Source organism: Arcobacter acticola (assembly GCF_013177675.1).
Lineage (GTDB): Bacteria > Campylobacterota > Campylobacteria > Campylobacterales > Arcobacteraceae > Aliarcobacter > Aliarcobacter acticola.
Genome location: NZ_CP042652.1, coordinates 1,842,910 through 1,862,189 on the forward strand (window position 1 = coordinate 1,842,910; position 19,280 = coordinate 1,862,189).

A 19,280-nucleotide genomic window follows, 5' to 3' on the forward strand; every position below is an offset into this window, starting at 1 on the left:
TTAAATTATATCAAGCAAATGACTCTCAAATGACTCTTTTTTGATAATTTATCTATTTTTTATGTGCAACTTTTGTACATTTTGATAAATAATATGTTTTTTATCTCTACTATTAATATCAAACAAAATTATTGATACATTTATAGATAAATTTATTGAAAGTAAATTCAATAATTAATATTTGATTTAGTGTAGTTATTATTTATAAAATACACTCTTATTTTAATTATTAATTCATAAAATAGAGATAACAATATAAATGATTTATAAAAACTACATTTTCTAATAATTTATAATATAATTAATAAAAAATAGGAGTTTAAAATGAAAAAATTTATATTACTTTGTTTATTGGCAATTTCAGTTTTTGCAGGCTCTATAAATTTTGAAAAAGATTTAGATAGTGCAAAGCAAAAAGCCATTGCCCAAAACAAAAAACTTATGATTATGTATTCATCACCTACTTGTCCTGAATGTAATTATATGAAGAAAAAGGTTTTAAAAGATGAACAAATCGCATCTTATGTAAATGAAAACTTTGTTTCAGTTATCATGGATATACATGAAGATGAAAAAATCTTACCTTATAAATTTATAGGTATTCCTACATTCTATTTTGCAAATGCAACAAATATGGAATTAATTGGTAAAAAAATTGGTGGAACAAGAGAAGAACAATTTTTAGAAATAGCTAAAAGCATAAAATAGGATAATCATATGAAAACAATATTAATAGCCTTAGCATTAGTATCATCACTTTACTCTTTTGATCAAAATCATTTACAAAAATTTTTAGATACAAAGGATTGTCCAAACTGTGATTTAAGTGGCGCTGATTTAAGTAACAAAGATTTATCAGGTGCAAATCTAAGATCTAGTAATCTAACAGATGCAAATTTTGAGAATAGTACTTTAGTAAAAGCAAATCTTTGGGGTGCAAATTTAAAAAATGCAAACATGAATAATACAAATGCTAGAGCTTCTAATTTTACAGCAGCAGAATTAATCAATATCAAATGCGATAATACAACTTTCAAAGGAGTAAACTTCGCAAATGCCAACTTTGAGCAAGTATCATGTAAAGATGTATCTATTTGGTCAGCAAATTTTCTTGAAACAACTTTTGAAAATGTAGATTTTACAAACGCAGGGGCAGCATACGCAATTTTTAATGATGTGGATATGACAGATTTAAATATCAAAGGAGCTATTTTTTGGAATGCAAAAGTAACAAATAGTACCTTAACAAAAGAAGCTTGTGAACATCTAAAAAAAGAAGAAGCTATAAGCGAAAATAACCAGTGTAATTAAATTTACACTGGTTATTTCATTTTTTTGAATCATTGGGGTAACTTTCCTTTTTTTCAATTATATCTATTTTGTAATTAAAAATATTTATTTACATTCATTTCAAAAATCCCATTTTAGCTATACTATTTTCATCTGTTTTTTTAAACTCAATTTCTTCTTTTACATATTCTAAAATTTCTTGATAGTCAAACTCTTTTTGGTTTAAAATTTTATTTATAAGATATTTTCTACTTACATTTTCTATTTGTCCACCACTTAAATCATAAGATGATAATTTGGTATAAGTGCTATCATCTAAATCGTTAAGTTTTAATTTCCAAATAAACATTCTTGTTTTTGCTGTTGGTTTATCAAATTTGATTTTATTTAAAAATCTTCTTGAAAAAGCATCATCCATATTATCAATTAAGTTTGTTGTTGCCATAAAAATACCGTCAAAATTTTCTAATTCTTCTAATAATATATTTTGCATAGTATTATTCATTTGCCCAACAGCATCTGTAACATCTAATCTTTTTGAAATTAATGCATCAGCTTCATTAAATAAAAGTATTGGTTTAGATTTTAAAATACAACAAGCTCTTCTATACTCATCAAAAATAGCTTTAGTATTCTTTTCACTCTCCCCTACCCATTTTGATTGTATAGAGCTAATATCTACTTTTAGAACATCTCTTTTTGTAAGTTTTGCAATTTCATATACAGATGCTGTTTTACCAGTTCCTGGATATCCATAAAATATAGAAACTATTCCTGATGGTAAATTTGCTTTTTTTAAATCTTTTATGATTTTATTAAAGTTTTTAGAACTACATACATTTTTTAATGGTGTTTAGTTATAGTAATGTTTTTTTACTAGTAGTATCAAAGTGTGATATTCAATTCTATATTAGGATTTAAGATATTCATTGATTTATATATTCAATTAGTATTCTTTTCGAAAAATTCATAAATATGAGTAAATTTTTTCAACTTACATTGGATACATTCATTAAATTGATTATAATAAATCTTCCATCTCAAATGTTTTTATCATATTATCCAAGAATATGTTTTTAAATGCTCTACTCTTTCTTTATGAAACTTTGTTAATAACTCATGAAACTCAATTGGTGCTGTTGAAGCTTTCCAGTATGAACCTTCACCTATTCTTGTTTTTTGTTTCTTCTTATAAAAAGGTATTGATCCTAAAGATTTAATTTCTTCAATATATTCAGGTAATTTCATTTCATATAATTTAGCTATTTTATAAGCTTCCTCTTTAAATTCTTTGAAATCAACTTTTAAAATTTTACATAATGGTTTAAAATCATTAGGTCTAATATTTGATTGTTTTCCATTTATTGTTAGATGAGAATCATATCCTTTCGATGAATCGTATATACCTGTACAAGCTACGTCATATAAAGGAGCAAAAAATATTAAATCTTTATCATAAATTAATGATAAATTTTTTGTATGCATATCTTCATGTTGAATAATTACAGAATATACATAATGTTTTAATAACTCCATTCTTTCTTTTGGGCTGATTAATTCTTTTTCAATTCTTTCAAAAAGTCTTTCACTAGTTGTATCATATTTATTTTCACTTCTTAAGCCTAAAAATACTGCAAATGTAGATTTTGCATATCGATGAAAACCTAATCTATCAAATCTTTTTACAATATAATGAAACTCTTCATCTTTTTCATTCTTTACAATTGCACTATATGGAACTCTAAATCCTAAAGTATTCTTTGCAAAAGACATAAATAGATGTTCGTTTAAAGAAATATGAGGAAAGTAGTTGTCATTATCTTTATTTGCTTTAGGTTTGCTATATGGTTTTAATATATAGGCATGAGCTGAGTCATCTAACTTTATATTTCTTTTTTCAAAATCAATATTGATTAATTTTTTATATTGAAATCCAGATATTCCATGAGCTTTTCTCATTTCTTGTTTTGAAATATCGTATCCATCAGGGAATAGTAATGAATCTTCTATATCTACTGTAAAATTGTTTAATACATTTATTTTAGGATTATTAGCTAAAATCTCATTTAATGAAGAAAGATAGCTAGGATTAGAAGATGTAGTATTATCAATATCTTTTGTTTTAGAAAAATATAAATCTCCAATATTATCTTCAAGCATTGTTAAGATATGAAATTCATCTGCAGTTTTTGAAGTTGTTTCTAAAATTTCTCTATTAATTCCTTCTGGAATATTCTCTTCAAATACTGCAGGGATATTATCAAAATCAAAAGCTTTAATTTGTAGATTTAATGTAGGAATAGCTTTTGATTTATTTATTAAGAATTCATTTTCATAATAAAACCTATATCTATCTTTTAGTTTAAAAAGTATCCCTGCAATTTCATCATTTTTAACTACATAGATAAATTCAAATCTTCTATAATTTGAAACAATATCATTTATTGCATATTCAGTAGAAGATGCTTGTCCTATAACACTTACTCTATTTGTATCAATTAATTGCTTTAGCTCTTTTTGAAGAGTTCTTGGTGTAATTTTAAATTTATCTAATTTACTAATTAATTTTTTTAAGCTAATGTATTTATTTTCTTCTGTAAGTATTCTTAAAATATCTATTAATATGGGTTTTATTGTCATATATTTCCTTTAAGCTTATTACGAATTACTTTTATATTTATTTAAGATTATATAATAATAAATACAAAAAATCAATATAATATTAAAATAATCTTATGATTGTTCGTGATATGCTTTAATAATTCCTTTAATAAAATTCACTACATTTGTTAATTTATTAAAGCTTTTAATTATTACAGTATTCCCAAATAGGTGAAGTTTTTGAACCCTTATTACAAATTTTCTTTAATTAAATTTACACTGGTTATTTCAATATTTCAATTTAAAATGTTTTCCGCTGTTTCTTTTTAGTTTAAGGTAGCTTATCTATAACTTTTAAACATTGTGTTTTAAACTTAGGAAGACCAAATCTAATTATCCATTCGATAATAGATAAGTTTACACCTTCATAATCATGTGCAATATATGTTCTCACATCATAAAGACCTTTTAAATCATCTTTATCAAATTTATCTAATATATCATCAGCATGAGATTGTTTTAATTTATTAAATTGTTCAGCTATAGCTGTTAGATGCATAAGTATTGCAGGTCTTGAAGTAACTAGGTCTTCTAAAGCAGCAGAAATAGTTCCATTATTTTTTACAATTTCTTCTATATATTCTATTTTTTCAATAATCAAATATATTTTAGAAATAGATTCTTTAGACATAAATAGTTCTATCAATAATAAATTTTTTTGCAGTTTTTCCCATACCTGAACTATCTGCTAAATCAACAGGTATTCCAAAGATAGTACTAATTTCTTGTTTTATTTCATTTATTCTACTAACAGCTTTAAAACCATATTTTGCAGCAAAATCAGGGGTAGATTCAACTAATATATCCACATCACTATTTGGTGTTGCTTCATCTCTTGAGTATGAACCAAATAATCCTTTTATAATGAAACCCTCTTTACTATAAAGAGGTTTTAGTTCTTTTAGTTTTAAAATTATTTCATTTTTTTGAATCATTATTTACCTTTGTTTTTTTGTATTATAGCATAACAAAATTTTTGTTCATTATTGTTTATATCTCTTTTGATTTAAACAATCTGCAATAATATAGATTTTGAAAGCTTATGGGTTGGGATTTCTTTTCCTAAGACTCACTTCTTATCGAATCCCTTTGTATTATTTTTTTCATAGGATTATTTGGGCATCTTGACTGTTTTAATTTATAATTAGTCATTGGATTTAGAGTTGATTTTAACTCATAAGCACAATTTTCATTTCCTATTTCTTAAAAATTGCACCTAAATAGATTTCATCATCATTTATATTATCTATTTTTACTTTTCTATGTATTTATCACAAAATCTAATATAATCTTTGCTCCTGCCATCTTAAACCTCCTTTTCTTTTTTATAAAAAAATTATGGAACGATTTGAAATGTTTTTAAAGCAAAATTTATTTTATTTATTATTCTTTTTTTCCTATGTGTTTTTTCTATTTGAAGTTCATTTAACATTTTAAGATTAATTCTTTTGATAAATTAAATTAAAAAATATTTTATTTATATCTTTGATAATAATATTGGCTAAATGTATATTAGATTCTTCATTAAATTTATTCAAGTCGTCTAAAAAACCATTAGCATAAAAATCAATTAATACTTTTTCATTTGCTGAAATACAATTTAACAATAAAGTTTTTACATTTTGAAACTCTTGAAAATTTATTTTTTCTACTATTTGTTCAAATATTTCATCTTCTTCTTTAAATAATGATAAAAACTCTTCTTTTGTTATCATTTCCTGATTTTTCATAATTTTATACATAAAACTATCATTCATATAACTTTGTTTATCTTTATAACTTATCTCTTTTGTTAATGGATTTTTAGCAAAAGTGTCAAATTCATCTTTCATTTCAATTTCCATAATTTTGAATTTTTCACTATTTTCCCAAAAATTATTTTTATCTAATCCACATTCCTTTGAAAGTAATTCACTCATTCTATTAAGATCAATTTTATTTCCCATTTTAATTATTCCTTTTAGTTTAATTCTTTAACTATAATATCCATATAACTTTTTATTTCATTATAAATATTTTCAACAATTTTATCTAATTTATCATTATCAAAAATGTCATAAGTTGGCTCTTCATAATCTTTGCAAAAATTTAATGCATATTTTGATTCACAATATCTAGCATTTTTATATTTGTATTTAAAATCTATTAATTTAGCTAATTTTTCTATATCACTTTTACTTTCAAATTCAATTTGATATTTAAAATTAGATTTAGAATAAGAATAAATTAAAAAATAAAAATTATTTTTATTTAAATTAAGTCTTAATCCTAAATCATTATCTTTTGTTCTTTTCTCATAAATTTCTTTTATTAAATCATCTGTTGAACTATCTTTTATAGAAAAATTATATCCCTCCATTCCCCAATTTTTCTTATTTTTTAAATATTCTTCAAGTTTAATAGTTAAACTCTTCCAAAATAAGAATTCTCTTTCTGCCCAAACTTTAGCTAAACCTTTTGACATTCTTGTTGCTGCTATTGCCATTTTTGGAGTATTTATAATTTCGATTATTTCCATTTGCATTTCCTGTGTTGTTTGATTTGTGATATTTAATATTAAATTTTTATATTGAAAAAGACTTTCCCTTATTATTGGTAAATTTGCACTTTTTTCTATGGATTTTTCAATAAAATTTAATATATTAGATTGAAAAGAAATTCTTTCATATTCAACTTCTTTTGCACTTTTTTCATCGGCATCTCTACCATCTAAAGTTAAATAATAGATTTTAAAAAACTTTTTATCTTGCTTTTTTGCATATTCAAAATAATCACTTAATTGTTTATCTTGATCTGTTGCATCTATTTTCATTTCAATTGCAATATAATAATCATCATTTTCAATAGTAAAATCTATCCTTCTATTAGCGTCTATTAAATTTTCTCTACCTACTTTTACATTTTCAAAATCAAAATCTTCAATTTTTAGAACTTCATCTATAAAAATTCTTAAATATTTATCATCTTGATAATGTGTACCTTTTGGATTGATAAATTCATATAAAAAAGCTGAATGCGTATTAACTTCCAATCTTTCCATTTTTAAAATAGAAAAAATATTAAACTTATCTCCTCTATGCTTTTGTAACTCTTCAATAAGTTCTATTTTTCCATATAACTTAATTAAAGCTTTTTCTAGTTCTTTAAAATCTATATTTTTATCACTCATTTCAACAATTCCTTTTTAATTTACTAAATCTTATCATACACGAATAACCAAGTAAGGTTACTCAAATCTCTTCAAATACAAATCAATATTCTCTTTCACTTTACTTTTCAATTTATCAGGCTCAATAACCCCAATAAAAGGAAGATACCTTTGAATAGTAGGAATTATCTCCATATAATCTGTAATCATTAGTTCTATATCACAAGATTCATCATCATAGATTTTTAATACTCTTTGTGATTTATTTAGTGGTTTTCGCATGACATATCTTGATACTTCTTTATCAAGAAAGAGTTGAACTAAGATAGGTTCATTTTCTGGTTTATAGTAGGCACTTATGGCATTTTCAAAAGAGTTTATTTTTTCTTCATCAAATCTAAAGTTTGAGTGTAATACTTCTATATCTTTAATAGTATTTAGATGGAAAGTTTTTATTTTATTATCAATTGGCTCAAATATGATTAGATACCAAAATCCCTCAAGGTTTAGAATTTTAAGAGGATATATTTCTCTATTTTTCTTATTATAAAAGCATTTGATAATAGATTTTGACTCTATTGCATTTTTAATTTGAATTATTTCATTTTTAAAGTTATCTATTTTTTCTATTGAGCTTGTTTGATAAAGTTTATTTGTTAATTCATCTTCAAATTTTAGAAATAGACTATCAACTTTTGGGGATAAATCAACATCACTATATTTATCTTTTGATTTATTTTTTAATATTGCAATTATTGCTAATTCATCAGAGCTAAACAAAGTTTTTGTTAAAAAGTTGTTTTTAGCTTTATAGGTTTTAGAAGAGTAATTATAATAGATCTTATCATCTACAAATAAAGGCAAGATATAATCTTTAAAATCACTTTGAATGATTTTTTTACTTACACCTAATCTTTCAACAAGATTTGGTGTTGATAAATCATAGCCTTTATTTAACAATTCTAATATAGCTGATAGTCTATTTATTCTAATACTAAAATCCATTTTCATCTTTGATAATAATTTATTAATTATTATATCTACCAAATGACTCTCAATTGACTCTTTTTTATCTAAATTCATAAAATATTTTTATAATTAGATATTTTTACACTAATCCTGTAAACAATATTTTACACTTAATACTATTTTCAACTAAATCTTCATTAATAGCTGTTCCAAAGATTACTTCACAATTTTCATCACAATTGTCATTTATAAAACCCATAATATCATTTACGATTAATAAAGAGCTATTAGGTAAAATCTCAAACTCAACCCAAATACCTTTTGCAGCTTTTAATTCATTAGAAAACTCATTTTTAATATCTGATGTTATATTATCTTCAACATTAAAAATCTTAACATAACCAGCAACTTTTCCTATTTTTGACAAGATTACTTGTAAATCTTGTAAATCAGTATTTGTAGTATTTAAATTCATTTTGTTCTCCTAGATTGTTTATATAGTGAAATTATAAACTAGGTGAATTACTTAGGTTGGGGATTTAGTGAAATTTAGGAAAAGGAAAAACTAACTTGAGAATAAATTCCCAAGTTGATTTTATTTTATAACATAGTGATCTTATCTTCTTTTGTAGTAATCATACATAAAAACTCATATTCGCTACCATAACAGGCTTCATAGTTATGTTCTACTCCTGCTGGAATGTAAATAAAATCTCCAGCTCTTGCGTGATACTCTTCATCACCTACAATAACCTTTGCTTCACCTTTTAAAACATATTGTTGGTGTTGTATTTCATTGATATGATTTGGCATAGAACCATCAACTGCCAGGGTAACTTTTCTAACAATAAAATCTTTATCCTCTTTTGGAGTTAAAACAGCAATTGAGGCATTTACAGTTTTTGGAATACAAGTTGATTCATAAACGTCTGAATTATTACAATATTTGTTCATATCTATCCTTTTTTTTAATTGTTTATAATTGTAATTATAACTCTTTTTAAGAATAAAATGTATTAAAATACAAAAGCAATATCAGCAATACTAATATTGTAAATATTTATTTTAACTCCATCACTATCAACAACATTGTATGAGATAATCAATTCATTTGGATTTTCTATAGTTTGATTCTCTTCAGCAAATTTTACATATTTATCATAATCAATAACGCTATAAATAAATTTTGCTTTTTCTTTAAATTTTTCATTATTTATATATCTTACATAAACTTCTTCGTATGTTTTGGGATCATATTTATCATAAAAATTCTTCTTATACATTAGCTCACAATAAGCAGCTTTTTTAGAATTTGTTGAAGAGTATTCTAAATAATCATCTGCAATAATTGACTCTAAACTTTCATGTATTTCAAATAGATTATACTTTTTATATCCATCTTCATTTGATATTTCAGCTGTTGTTCTAATCATTTTTATTCCTAATTTTTTATTTGATTTTAGCATATTCTTTGTTATAAACACATAATTAATTTTTAATATGTATAATCTTATATAATTATAAATAGATAACAATATATATTGTTTTTTGATATAATTTCATATAAAGTTAATGCATATTTTATATAGTATTTTTGAGAAAAATTATTTTTCTATTTCTACCTTATATATAGCTTTTATTTAGTATTATCATTACATTTTAAATACTATTTATATATCTATTAATGTTTATATATTGTATAGTATAAATATTTTATATAAAGTACTATTTTATAGCTTTATTCTAATTTATTAGATTTTATGATAGATTTGCCCAATACTAAGACCACCATCATTAGCTGGAATATCAATATTAAAATAAAATTCCCTACCCTGCTTTTCAAATTTATCAATTAAAATTTCTAATAAAATTCTATTTTGAAAAACTCCTCCACTAATTACCAAAGGAAGATTTTTATAAGTGTTTGATAAATCTTCTATAATCTTAACTATTGTATTTATAAACTTTGAACAGATTAATTTCTTATCATTATCTAAAATTATTTCTTTTATCATCAAAGATAAATCTATTTGATTATGTGATATTTCATAAGAATAATTCTCTTTTATTGAAGCCTCATAGTATTGTTCTATTTGTAAGCCTGTTTCACCCTCATAACTTTGGGTTTGTAAAATATCAGCAAATGATGCAAGTGCATCAAATAAACGTCCTATAGAGCTTGTAAGAGGTGTATTTAAAGCTTTTTGCCACATTGTATGAAACATTTTTATTTCATTTATTTTAAAAGCTTTTACACAAGAATTATCCATAAGTAGTATTTCATCTAAGGTAAAATTATCAAATAGTAGACTCAAAGCCACTCTTTTGGGCTCTTTTACTGCCATTTCCCCACCAAGAAGTTTGAAGTATTTAATATGATTTACTCTTTTGTATGTACTTTTATTTGCTATAAAAACCTCACCACCCCAAATATTCCCATCATCACCATACCCTGTACCATCAAATGCTATTCCTAAAACCTCTTTATCAAGTTTATGCTCAGCCATAACAGAAAGAATATGAGCATAATGATGCTGAACTTGAACAAGTTCTATTTTAGGATTAATATTTTTAAGTTTAAATGCAAACTTTGTGGACTCATAATTTGGATGTTTATCACAAACAATAATCTGGGGTTCAAAGTCATAAAAATTTTTAAAAGTGTTAATTGTTCTTTCAAAATATTCAACAGATTCAATAGAGTTTAAATCTCCAATATGAGGAGATAAAATTAAGTTATTTTCAAAGGCTAAACTAATAGTTGACTTTTGATTTGCACCCATTGCTAAAATCTTTTTTTCTAATTTATTTTCTAATTTTATAGATGTAGGAGCATAACCTCTTGCATTTCGTAGCTTTATATTTCTATTTCTAACAACTTGTATAACTGAATCGTCACAAGCGTTTACAATATCTCTATTAAAATCAAGTATAAAGTCTACAATATGTTCTAATTTAGCAAAAACTTCATCTTTATCTTTGATTATTGGTTCATCTTTTAAATTAGCACTAGTGGCTATAATTGGGCCATCTAAATACTTAAAAAGCAAATGATGTAAAGGTGTATAAGATATAAAGCATCCTATACGATTTACATTTGGAGCAATTTTACTTGATAAAGCTGTATTTCCTTTTTTATTTACTAAGACAATTGGTTTTTCTTTTGATGATAAGATTTCTTCTTCTTTTAAAGTGATATTTGTATATTCTTTAATACTCTTTAAGTCTTTAAACATAACCGCGTAAGGCTTAGTTGGTCTATTTTTATTTACCCTTAATTTATTTACACTTTTTTCATTTAAAGCATCACAAATCAAGTGAAAACCACCCATTCCTTTTATAGCTATAATAAAGCCTTTCTTTATCAAAGTAGCTACTTCTTTAATAGCTTCATTATTGTATTTAATAATATCTCTATTAGAACTATACAAAGTTAAATTAGGGCCGCATTTTTCACAAGAAATTGGTTGTGCATGATATCTTCTATTCCTTGGATCTTTATACTCTTTTTTACAGTCTTCACACATTTCAAAGCTTGCCATTGATGTGTTTACTCTATCATAAGGAACTGTAGTTATAATAGAGTATCTAGGACCACAATTTATACAATTTGTTAAACAATAGCTATATCTAAAGTTATCCAAATCATTAATATCATCAATACAGTCATCACAAATAGATATATCAGGAGATATTATTGTTGATTTGCTATTGCAGTTAAAACTCTCAACTATTTCAAAGTTTTTATACTCTTTTTGATTTATTATTTCTTTTATTTTTAGCTTATGTATAATTGCTAGTTTAGGAGGGTTTAGTTCAAGTTCCTTCATGAAATTTATAGCCTCTGATTCTAAACAATAAAGAAGAATATTAACTCCCCTATCGTCATTATTTACCCAACCTTTTATATTATGTTTTATTGCTAGATTATAAACAAAAGGACGGAAACCAACACCTTGAACTATCCCTGTAATTTGAATAAGAAATGACTTCATATAACTCCAAAAAAATTTATATTTTTATTATAAAAGATTATTCCTTTACTAATGATATTTAATAAAATCTGTAAATTTATAATTTAACTTACTATTTGTAGAAATTGACATGATATTTATATAATTGTCTATTCACTTATTTTCTTTTATCTCTTATAATCTCACATATAAAAAAAAAAGGAAATATTATGAATATACTAATTGTACTTACATCACATGATAAACTAGGAAATACACAAGAAAAAACAGGTTTTTGGCTAGAAGAATTCGCATCACCTTACTACACACTACTTGATGCAGGAGCAAATATAACAATTGCAAGTCCAAAAGGTGGGAAACCGCCACTTGATCCAAAAAGTGACGCAGCTGATTTTCAAACAGAATCAACTAAAAGATTTAAAGCAGATGAAAAAGCAAATGAAGTATTAGCAACTACAGTTAAACTTTCAAGTGTAAAAGAAAGCGATTTTGATGCTGTTATGTATCCAGGAGGTCATGGACCACTATGGGATTTAACAACAGATTCTGATTCTATAGCATTAATTGAAGCCTTTGTAAAAGCTGATAAACCCGTAGCTTCTGTATGTCATGCACCTTCTGTTTTATTAAATGTAAAACTATCAAATGGTGAGTATTTAGTAAAAGGTAAAAAAGTAACTGCTTTTAGTAATACAGAAGAAGAAGCTGTTCAATTAACAGATATTGTTCCATTTTTACTAGAAGATGCTTTACAAAGTAAAGGTGCTATTTACTCAAAAGTTGATGATTGGCATTCATATGCAATTACTGATGGCAAACTAATTACTGGTCAAAATCCAGGTTCTTCTCAAGCTGTTGCTAAAGAACTTTTAAAACTTCTTGCATAAATTACATAAGGACTTATTTTAAGTCCTTTTTGTAGAAATACACATAATTTATCAATACTCTAACAAACTTTCTACTATAATGAATAAAAAAATTTGGAAATCTTATGAACCATAAAATATTAGAAGAAGTAAATAAACTTGTAAAAGAAAACTCATTAACTAGAACGAATATAAAAGCCGTAAACTTATATAAAACTACAACTTTTTTACCACGAACTCCTTTGACTTATGATTTTTGTTTAGTATTTGTTTTACAAGGAAAAAAAATAGGTTATCTTCCAAATAAAAGATTTGAATACGACTATAAAAACTATCTAGTAGTGCCAGCTGCCCTTCCCTTTGAGTGTGAAACCTATGCTTCGAAAGAAGAGCCTTATACTTGTATTTTAATAAATATTAATAGAGATATTATGCATGAAATCATCTCTTGTATTTCAAAAGAAGAATCAAAAAACTGTAAGTCTGTACAAATGGCAATTTTTCAAGATAAAGTTACTCAAGACTTAGAAAACTCTATTTATAGGCTATTAAAAATACTTCAATCAAAAGAAGAATCAGCTATTTTAGGTGATTCAATATTAAGAGAAATTTATTATAGAATTGCAATTGGTGAAAATTCTCACTTTTTACATAAAATGTTTTTAGAAAATAAAATGGAATCAAAGATGACAAGAACACTAAAAATCATACATAATAAATACAATGAGCATCTTGATATTCCAACTCTAGCAAAAGAAGAAGATATGAGTGTATCGTCATTTCATACACACTTTAAAAAAGTAACAAGTCTTAGTCCTTTGCAATATATTAAAAAAATACGACTAAATAAAGCCAAAGATTTATTAACAAGAAATAATTTACAAGTAAATGAAACAGCCTATGCAACAGGATATGAGAGTTCTTCGCAGTTTTCGAAAGATTTTAAGAGTTATTATGGATATCCACCAAAAGAGGCAAAAGCCTCTTTTGAGATTGTTTAAAGCTTATTTTGACTATTTCATAGCCATTTTAAGAATTTTTTCACAAATATCTAAAGTGATATTCTGGTTTTCACCAATAGCTATCATTCCATGAGCTTCTAGAGATGGAATGATATTTTCAATAACTTTATTATCAACTGTTTCATAATCGTTTAGATTTGTAGTAACACCAACGCTGTGATACATATTTTCAATAGCAACAATAACTGCTTCATTATCATTTTTGATTCCAAAAACATTTTCACCCATTTGTGCTAGTTTTTCACTTTTTTGTTCAATCATAACTCTTAATAAAGAAGGTTGAACAACAGCTAAACTTTGTGCATGATCAACTCCATAAAAGGCTGTTAATTCATGTCCTATCATATGTGTAGCCCAATCTTGTGCTACACCTGAACCTATAAATCCATTTAAAGCTTGATTTGCAAGAAGCATTAGGTTTTCTTCCCAAACTGCATCTTTTCTATTGTCCCAAGTACTTGCTAGTTTTGCTAAACCTCTTAAAATAGTTTCAGCATAACCATCATGAAGCAATGATGTATTTGGACATGTTAAATACTGCTCACAAGTATGAACAAAGGCATCAACTAAACCATTTGCTAGTTGTCTATCTGATAATGTACTCATTACACTTGGATCTAATACTGCAAATAATGGAGAAACAAAAGGTGATGCGAAAAATCTTTTTTCATTTGTAGATTTTTTTGATACAACTGCATTTGTATTTGATTCGCTCCCCGTTGCAGGTAAAGTTAAAATAGCACCAAGAGGTAAAGCTTTTTCAATAGTTGCAGTTCCACACAAGAAGTCCCAACCGTCACCATCATATAGTGAAGCTGCTGCTATATATTTTGAACCATCAATAACAGAACCACCACCAACAGCTAAAATAAAATCAACTTTTTGCTCTTTTACTAAAACAACTGCTTTACTTAGTGTTTCATAAGATGGATTTGCTTCAACTCCTGAAAACTCAATCCAATTAAAACCTTCAAGTGCAGATTTTACCTCATCATACACACCATTATTTTTAATTGAACCACCACCATAAACCACTAATATTTTATTACCTTTACTTAAATGTTTAACTATTGAAGCAATTTGACCTTTTCCAAAGTGAATTGCTGTTGGGTTTGAATAATCATATACTAAACTCATTGATATTTCCTTCATATTTTTTAATTTATGTATTATAGAAGAAAATTATACTAATAAGAATAGCTATTTCTTTAAATTATATGTTAATTCCTACAAATTAATTTATTACAATAACAGGTGTAATTTCTAAAACTAATTTTTTGTCTACTACTTTTTGTAACTTCTCTTTGATAATATTATAATCATCTAAGATAAGAGGTTTAGAAGATATTACATCTAAATTTACAATAATTTCATCGTTTTTATTTTGTACTTTTTTAATATGCAATTCTATATCATGTCCATTTAAGGCCACTGATTTAAAACCATTTAGTTTATTGAAATAATCATATCTGTGAACCACATCCATAAATGATAAAAATAAAGGAATAGCAATAATCACCATTAAAATAGAAGTATATAAAATACCTTTTTTAGCCCTTTTAATAGGAGCATAACCTAAAACTATAAATGTCAATGCAGCACTTAGAGTAATTCCCACTAAGTTTGTTACAAATAATAAAAATGAACCATAAATCACATCAATATTTCCAAGGCCAAGCCCAATACCTGTTACACTCAAAGGTGGCACTAAGGCAACTGCTATTGCAACACCTGCAAGGGATTTGGCAACTTCTTCTTTAGAGTTAGCATAAGCACCTGCAATTCCTGAGAAAACAGCCACCATTAAATCAAGTAAATTAGGATTTAATCGTCCTTGCATTTCTGCTGTTATTTGCTCTAATGGAATAAAAAGAGTATAAACGCAAGAAAATAGTAAGGCCATAAAAATACCAATAATCAAAGATCTAGCACTTTGAATCATCAAAAACTTATCAGCTCTTACAACACCCATTGATAAAGAGATAATAGGAGCCATTAATGGAGCTAATATCATGGCACCTATAATAACAGGTGCTGAATTAGCGAAAAGTCCTGTAGTAGCTAATAGAGTACTTAAAATCATCAAAGTTAGATATGTATAAGAAAACTTAGCACTATCTTTTAAACTTACAAATAAATCTTTAAACTCTTCATCTGTAGCTTTTTTAAATAATGGCAACTTTCCACCTATTAAAATAGAGCTTAATTCAGCTTTTGGGAGTGTATTTAGTTTTATTACATCTTTTTCTTCACACTGATTTGTATCATTTTTTACAATTTCAAGTAAAACTTTTCCTAAATGTACATTTAAACAATCTTGTAGCACTTCTAGTTCTATCATATTTGATTGATACATATCTTTATGATCGATTTTATAATTCAATATTCCATTAGATGAAACACTCAACTTTGAAGTTTTAATAAATCCCAAACTTTTTGGTAAAGAAACTAAAGATATTTTTTGATAAAAGAAAATTGAAATCAAATACCAAATATATGAAAACAAAGACGTGGGAGCTAGAATATAGGCATTTAACTTTCCATCATGAATTGATAAATCATCTTTAATTGCTGATTCTTTATTCATGATAGTTGTGTGTTCAAGTATAGTTATACCTGAAGCTGCTGTTTGAATTGATTGTTCTTTTGAAGTAGTTAGGGTATAGCTTTTAAATTTTATATTTATTAAGTTATTAAAAAATATTTTTATTTTATTTATTCTACTATTTTGATTATAATCAAGTCTATTCATTCCATGCATATCACCAATTACAACACGATTAAAAGCAATGAAATCATTACATTTTAATAAATCTATCTTACTTAATAGCTCAATATTAAAAGCATCTTCAATAGACTCTTTAATATCTTTAGAAACACCATAGTTTCGCATTGCATTTGGGCAATTTTCATTTGGTAAAATTGCAATATTTATATTTGTGTTTAGATGATTTTGAAAAAAAGTTTTTATTTCATCATCACTTAAATATAATAAAAATAAACAATCCTGCTTTTCTTCAGACTTATCAAATATTTTTTCTGTTGAAAAAGTAGCTATTTTACTAGTATATTTTTCTTTTATATAATCAAATATTTCACCAAGAATTTTTTCATCTTGCTCTTTTGTAATAAAACAAACATCTCTATACACTTTTACTAATCCTTATAATCAATAGCTTTATTCTTTTAGATTAGCATTATAGTATAAGATATTTTAATAATCTAGGGGATACTCTTTTGGCAAAATTATATTATATGATTTACTTAATGTTTTATTTGTTTTTGACAATAATATTGAATTTGCGAACATATTTCCGCATAAAACAACATCTTTTGCTTTTGTTTCTTTTGCGATTTCATTTGTGTAATTACATATAAATTCACTTAAACTTTCATAGAAAGAATAAATTAAAGTAATATTATCAACATCAGCCATTTTATAAGCCATTATTGATTGAACAATTCTTCTATAATCTAAATAATTTACATCATTTATAGATATTAGTTTCATATCTATTTGAATTCCACTTGTCATACTTGTATTTAAAGCCATATCTTCAAACTCTTTAGAGCTATTTATTCCTAAAACCTTTGCACACATATTTATAATTGATTCAAAACCATTTGTATTTAAAGGTACATCATCTTTTAAAACATTTGGGAATTTTTTACTATAATTTGCAATTAATCTAGCGCAATGCTCATCAATATCTGCAATTTCTTCAAAACAATTTTTTATACTGTTATGAATATTTGGAATTGAAATAATATTTTTCAAACCTTTTGTTGGAATATTTATACAAATAGAACTATTTGAATTATTTTGAGAGAAATAAACTCCAATAGAAGGTATTAATCTTTTTGAAGTTTGAGCCAAAATTGCTTTATAAACACCACCATTATCATCAAAATACTCCTTTGAAGAGTTGTATTTTCTATTTGCTACAAAATCATATTTAGGAAAAAGACCTTTATCTCCATGAATTATCAAATTTTGTTCTTTCATATAAGTAATTTTTAATCCATCTTGATAAACTTCATCATTTACATATAAAACATAATTTATATCATTTTTCTTTAAAGCTTGTGCAAATAAAACCACCTCTTTATCATCAGGAATTTTTGCATATATAAAATTTGTTGAAGAAAACTCTTTTTGTGTATTTTTTAATATTTTAAATTTTAGTTTTACTAAAGGTCTTTCAATTGAACATAAAAGTTGAAAATCTTTTACACTTATATCAAAAATCTCTTCAATTTTACTGGTATCTGTAATTAGAAGTTTAACTTCAAAACCTTTTTCTTCAAACTCTTCTCTTATTTTTTTGTTTGGTAAAAAGTAGTCCTTAAGTCCATTATGGGTTTCAAATCTTGATATTTCACCCCTTGTGATTTTTACAATATCATTTAAAAAATCAATATTATTCTCTTGTATTATTTGTTTTATTGAATCATTTGTAAGAAGTGATAAGTTTTGTTTTATTTCAAAATCTTTCAATTCTTCTAAACTTTCATCATAATCTTCAATAACATAAGATTTTCCAATAAAAATTGATAATGGAAGTTTTTTTTCTAAAAGTGAAAAGAAATTCTCTATTATTTGGGCTTCTTCTTCTAATATTATTAGAATAAAACCTTTATATTGTTTGCAAACTGCATTTACTTTTGACTGTTTTATTAAATCTTCTATTATATATTTGAAATATAAATTTGTTGTATTGAACTCTATTTTATAAATTAATTGCATGTGTAAAATCTTCTTCATTTGGAATTCTATTTAAGTGCTCACCATTGTAACTACCTATCATACTTTTAACAATATCAGGAATCAAGATGTTATTTATTTTTGTAGCTTTTATACCTAAGCTTTCTATTTCTTTTATACTATTTAAAATAAACTTTTCAAATCTATTTTCCATACTTTGAGTAAGTCCAATTTCAACATTTATAATATCTTCAGGAATTATTCCAATTATAGTCACATTTGCATGGGAATCTAAAACTGAAACAATTTCTAACATCTCCACAATTTCTACCTCATGGGCTGTTTTTCTATAGTTTCCAAGTCCCAATAAAACATCTGAAGGAAGTCTATATATTTCCCCTGCTTTATCTTCAATAGACACAGTATCTAAAATAATAACATTGTCATACTCTTGAAAATATGTCATTAGTTTAAACCCTAATGTTCCACCATCTATTATTTCTAATTCTTCATCATCAAATTTGTAATTTTGTTTAATATATTCAGCAGCATAAATTCCAATACCTTCATCTTTGAAAAGCATATTTCCAACACCAATTACAATATTTCTTTTTTTCATTTTTTCTCCAAAATATGGCTGAAGTT

At 25.2% G+C, this 19,280-nt stretch carries 19 protein-coding genes; 4 read left to right on the forward strand and 15 right to left on the reverse strand.

The features are described from left to right. The first annotated feature begins 324 nt into the window (after window positions 1-324). Both AACT_RS09525 and AACT_RS09530 read left to right on the forward strand, forming a co-directional pair. On the forward strand, window positions 325-708 hold the full coding sequence (locus AACT_RS09525) for a thioredoxin family protein (RefSeq protein WP_172126582.1): 384 nt from the start codon (window positions 325-327) through the stop codon (window positions 706-708). 9 nt (window positions 709-717) lie between these two features. Continuing rightward, complete coding sequence (locus AACT_RS09530) at window positions 718-1,311, forward strand: pentapeptide repeat-containing protein (RefSeq protein WP_172126583.1); 594 nt, start codon at window positions 718-720, stop codon at window positions 1,309-1,311. 94 nt (window positions 1,312-1,405) lie between these two features. Here the strand turns inward: AACT_RS09530 and AACT_RS09535 are convergent, their stop codons facing one another. From AACT_RS09535 to hypF, 11 genes are all read right to left on the reverse strand, one after another. Continuing rightward, a complete protein-coding gene (locus AACT_RS09535; protein WP_172128633.1) occupies window positions 1,406-2,101 on the reverse strand; it encodes an AAA family ATPase in 696 nt (231 codons plus the stop codon). Window positions 2,102-2,343: 242 nt separating this feature from the next. Further along, on the reverse strand, window positions 2,344-3,930 hold the full coding sequence (locus AACT_RS09540; protein ID WP_172126584.1) for a type II toxin-antitoxin system HipA family toxin: 1,587 nt from the start codon (window positions 3,928-3,930) through the stop codon (window positions 2,344-2,346). A 292-nt stretch (window positions 3,931-4,222) separates the two neighbouring features. Beyond that, window positions 4,223-4,582 (reverse strand): HepT-like ribonuclease domain-containing protein, encoded by a 360-nt coding sequence (locus AACT_RS09545; RefSeq protein ID WP_172126585.1) that lies wholly within the window; start codon window positions 4,580-4,582, stop codon window positions 4,223-4,225. Next, the gene (locus AACT_RS09550; RefSeq protein WP_172126586.1) at window positions 4,575-4,886 is read right to left on the reverse strand and encodes a nucleotidyltransferase family protein; all 312 of its coding nucleotides are present in this window, start codon (window positions 4,884-4,886) and stop codon (window positions 4,575-4,577) included. Before AACT_RS09550 ends, AACT_RS09545 begins: the two co-directional genes overlap by 8 nt. A 504-nt stretch (window positions 4,887-5,390) precedes the next feature. Beyond that, the gene (locus tag AACT_RS09555) at window positions 5,391-5,897 is read right to left on the reverse strand and encodes a hypothetical protein (protein ID WP_172126587.1); all 507 of its coding nucleotides are present in this window, start codon (window positions 5,895-5,897) and stop codon (window positions 5,391-5,393) included. A gap of 14 nt (window positions 5,898-5,911) precedes the next feature. After that, window positions 5,912-7,120: a PDDEXK-like family protein gene (locus tag AACT_RS09560; RefSeq protein ID WP_172126588.1), complete on the reverse strand. Its 1,209-nt coding sequence runs from the start codon at window positions 7,118-7,120 to the stop codon at window positions 5,912-5,914. A 57-nt stretch (window positions 7,121-7,177) separates the two neighbouring features. Next, window positions 7,178-8,182 (reverse strand): helix-turn-helix transcriptional regulator, encoded by a 1,005-nt coding sequence (locus AACT_RS09565; RefSeq protein WP_172126589.1) that lies wholly within the window; start codon window positions 8,180-8,182, stop codon window positions 7,178-7,180. Window positions 8,183-8,207: 25 nt separating this feature from the next. After that, on the reverse strand, window positions 8,208-8,543 hold the full coding sequence (locus AACT_RS09570; RefSeq protein WP_172126590.1) for an FtsZ/tubulin family protein: 336 nt from the start codon (window positions 8,541-8,543) through the stop codon (window positions 8,208-8,210). 125 nt (window positions 8,544-8,668) lie between these two features. Continuing rightward, window positions 8,669-9,022 (reverse strand): cupin domain-containing protein, encoded by a 354-nt coding sequence (locus tag AACT_RS09575; protein ID WP_172126591.1) that lies wholly within the window; start codon window positions 9,020-9,022, stop codon window positions 8,669-8,671. Between the two features lie 62 nt (window positions 9,023-9,084). Continuing rightward, on the reverse strand, window positions 9,085-9,501 hold the full coding sequence (locus AACT_RS09580) for a hypothetical protein (RefSeq protein ID WP_172126592.1): 417 nt from the start codon (window positions 9,499-9,501) through the stop codon (window positions 9,085-9,087). A 318-nt stretch (window positions 9,502-9,819) separates the two neighbouring features. Further along, a complete protein-coding gene (hypF, locus tag AACT_RS09585) occupies window positions 9,820-12,063 on the reverse strand; it encodes a carbamoyltransferase HypF (protein WP_172126593.1) in 2,244 nt (747 codons plus the stop codon). Between the two features lie 188 nt (window positions 12,064-12,251). Here hypF and AACT_RS09590 point away from each other — a divergent pair, with 188 nt between their 5' ends. Next, window positions 12,252-12,929 carry a type 1 glutamine amidotransferase domain-containing protein gene (locus AACT_RS09590; protein ID WP_172126594.1) on the forward strand — a complete coding sequence of 226 codons (678 nt, stop codon included), beginning with the start codon at window positions 12,252-12,254 and terminating at the stop codon, window positions 12,927-12,929. 104 nt (window positions 12,930-13,033) lie between these two features. Beyond that, window positions 13,034-13,909: an AraC family transcriptional regulator gene (locus tag AACT_RS09595; RefSeq protein WP_172126595.1), complete on the forward strand. Its 876-nt coding sequence runs from the start codon at window positions 13,034-13,036 to the stop codon at window positions 13,907-13,909. 12 nt (window positions 13,910-13,921) lie between these two features. Here the strand turns inward: AACT_RS09595 and AACT_RS09600 are convergent, their stop codons facing one another. From AACT_RS09600 to AACT_RS09615, 4 genes are all read right to left on the reverse strand, one after another. Beyond that, window positions 13,922-15,067, reverse strand: a complete 1,146-nt coding sequence (locus AACT_RS09600) for an iron-containing alcohol dehydrogenase (protein ID WP_172126596.1) — start codon at window positions 15,065-15,067, stop codon at window positions 13,922-13,924. A 97-nt stretch (window positions 15,068-15,164) separates the two neighbouring features. After that, window positions 15,165-17,081 carry a TIGR00341 family protein gene (locus AACT_RS09605; RefSeq protein ID WP_172126597.1) on the reverse strand — a complete coding sequence of 639 codons (1,917 nt, stop codon included), beginning with the start codon at window positions 17,079-17,081 and terminating at the stop codon, window positions 15,165-15,167. A gap of 63 nt (window positions 17,082-17,144) precedes the next feature. Next, window positions 17,145-18,677 carry a Kae1-like domain-containing protein gene (locus tag AACT_RS09610; RefSeq protein ID WP_172126598.1) on the reverse strand — a complete coding sequence of 511 codons (1,533 nt, stop codon included), beginning with the start codon at window positions 18,675-18,677 and terminating at the stop codon, window positions 17,145-17,147. Next, entirely contained in the window at window positions 18,661-19,254 is a 594-nt protein-coding gene (locus AACT_RS09615) for a HyaD/HybD family hydrogenase maturation endopeptidase (protein ID WP_172126599.1), read from the reverse strand. The genes AACT_RS09610 and AACT_RS09615 overlap by 17 nt, the downstream gene beginning before the upstream one ends. Window positions 19,255-19,280: the final 26 nt, after the last annotated feature.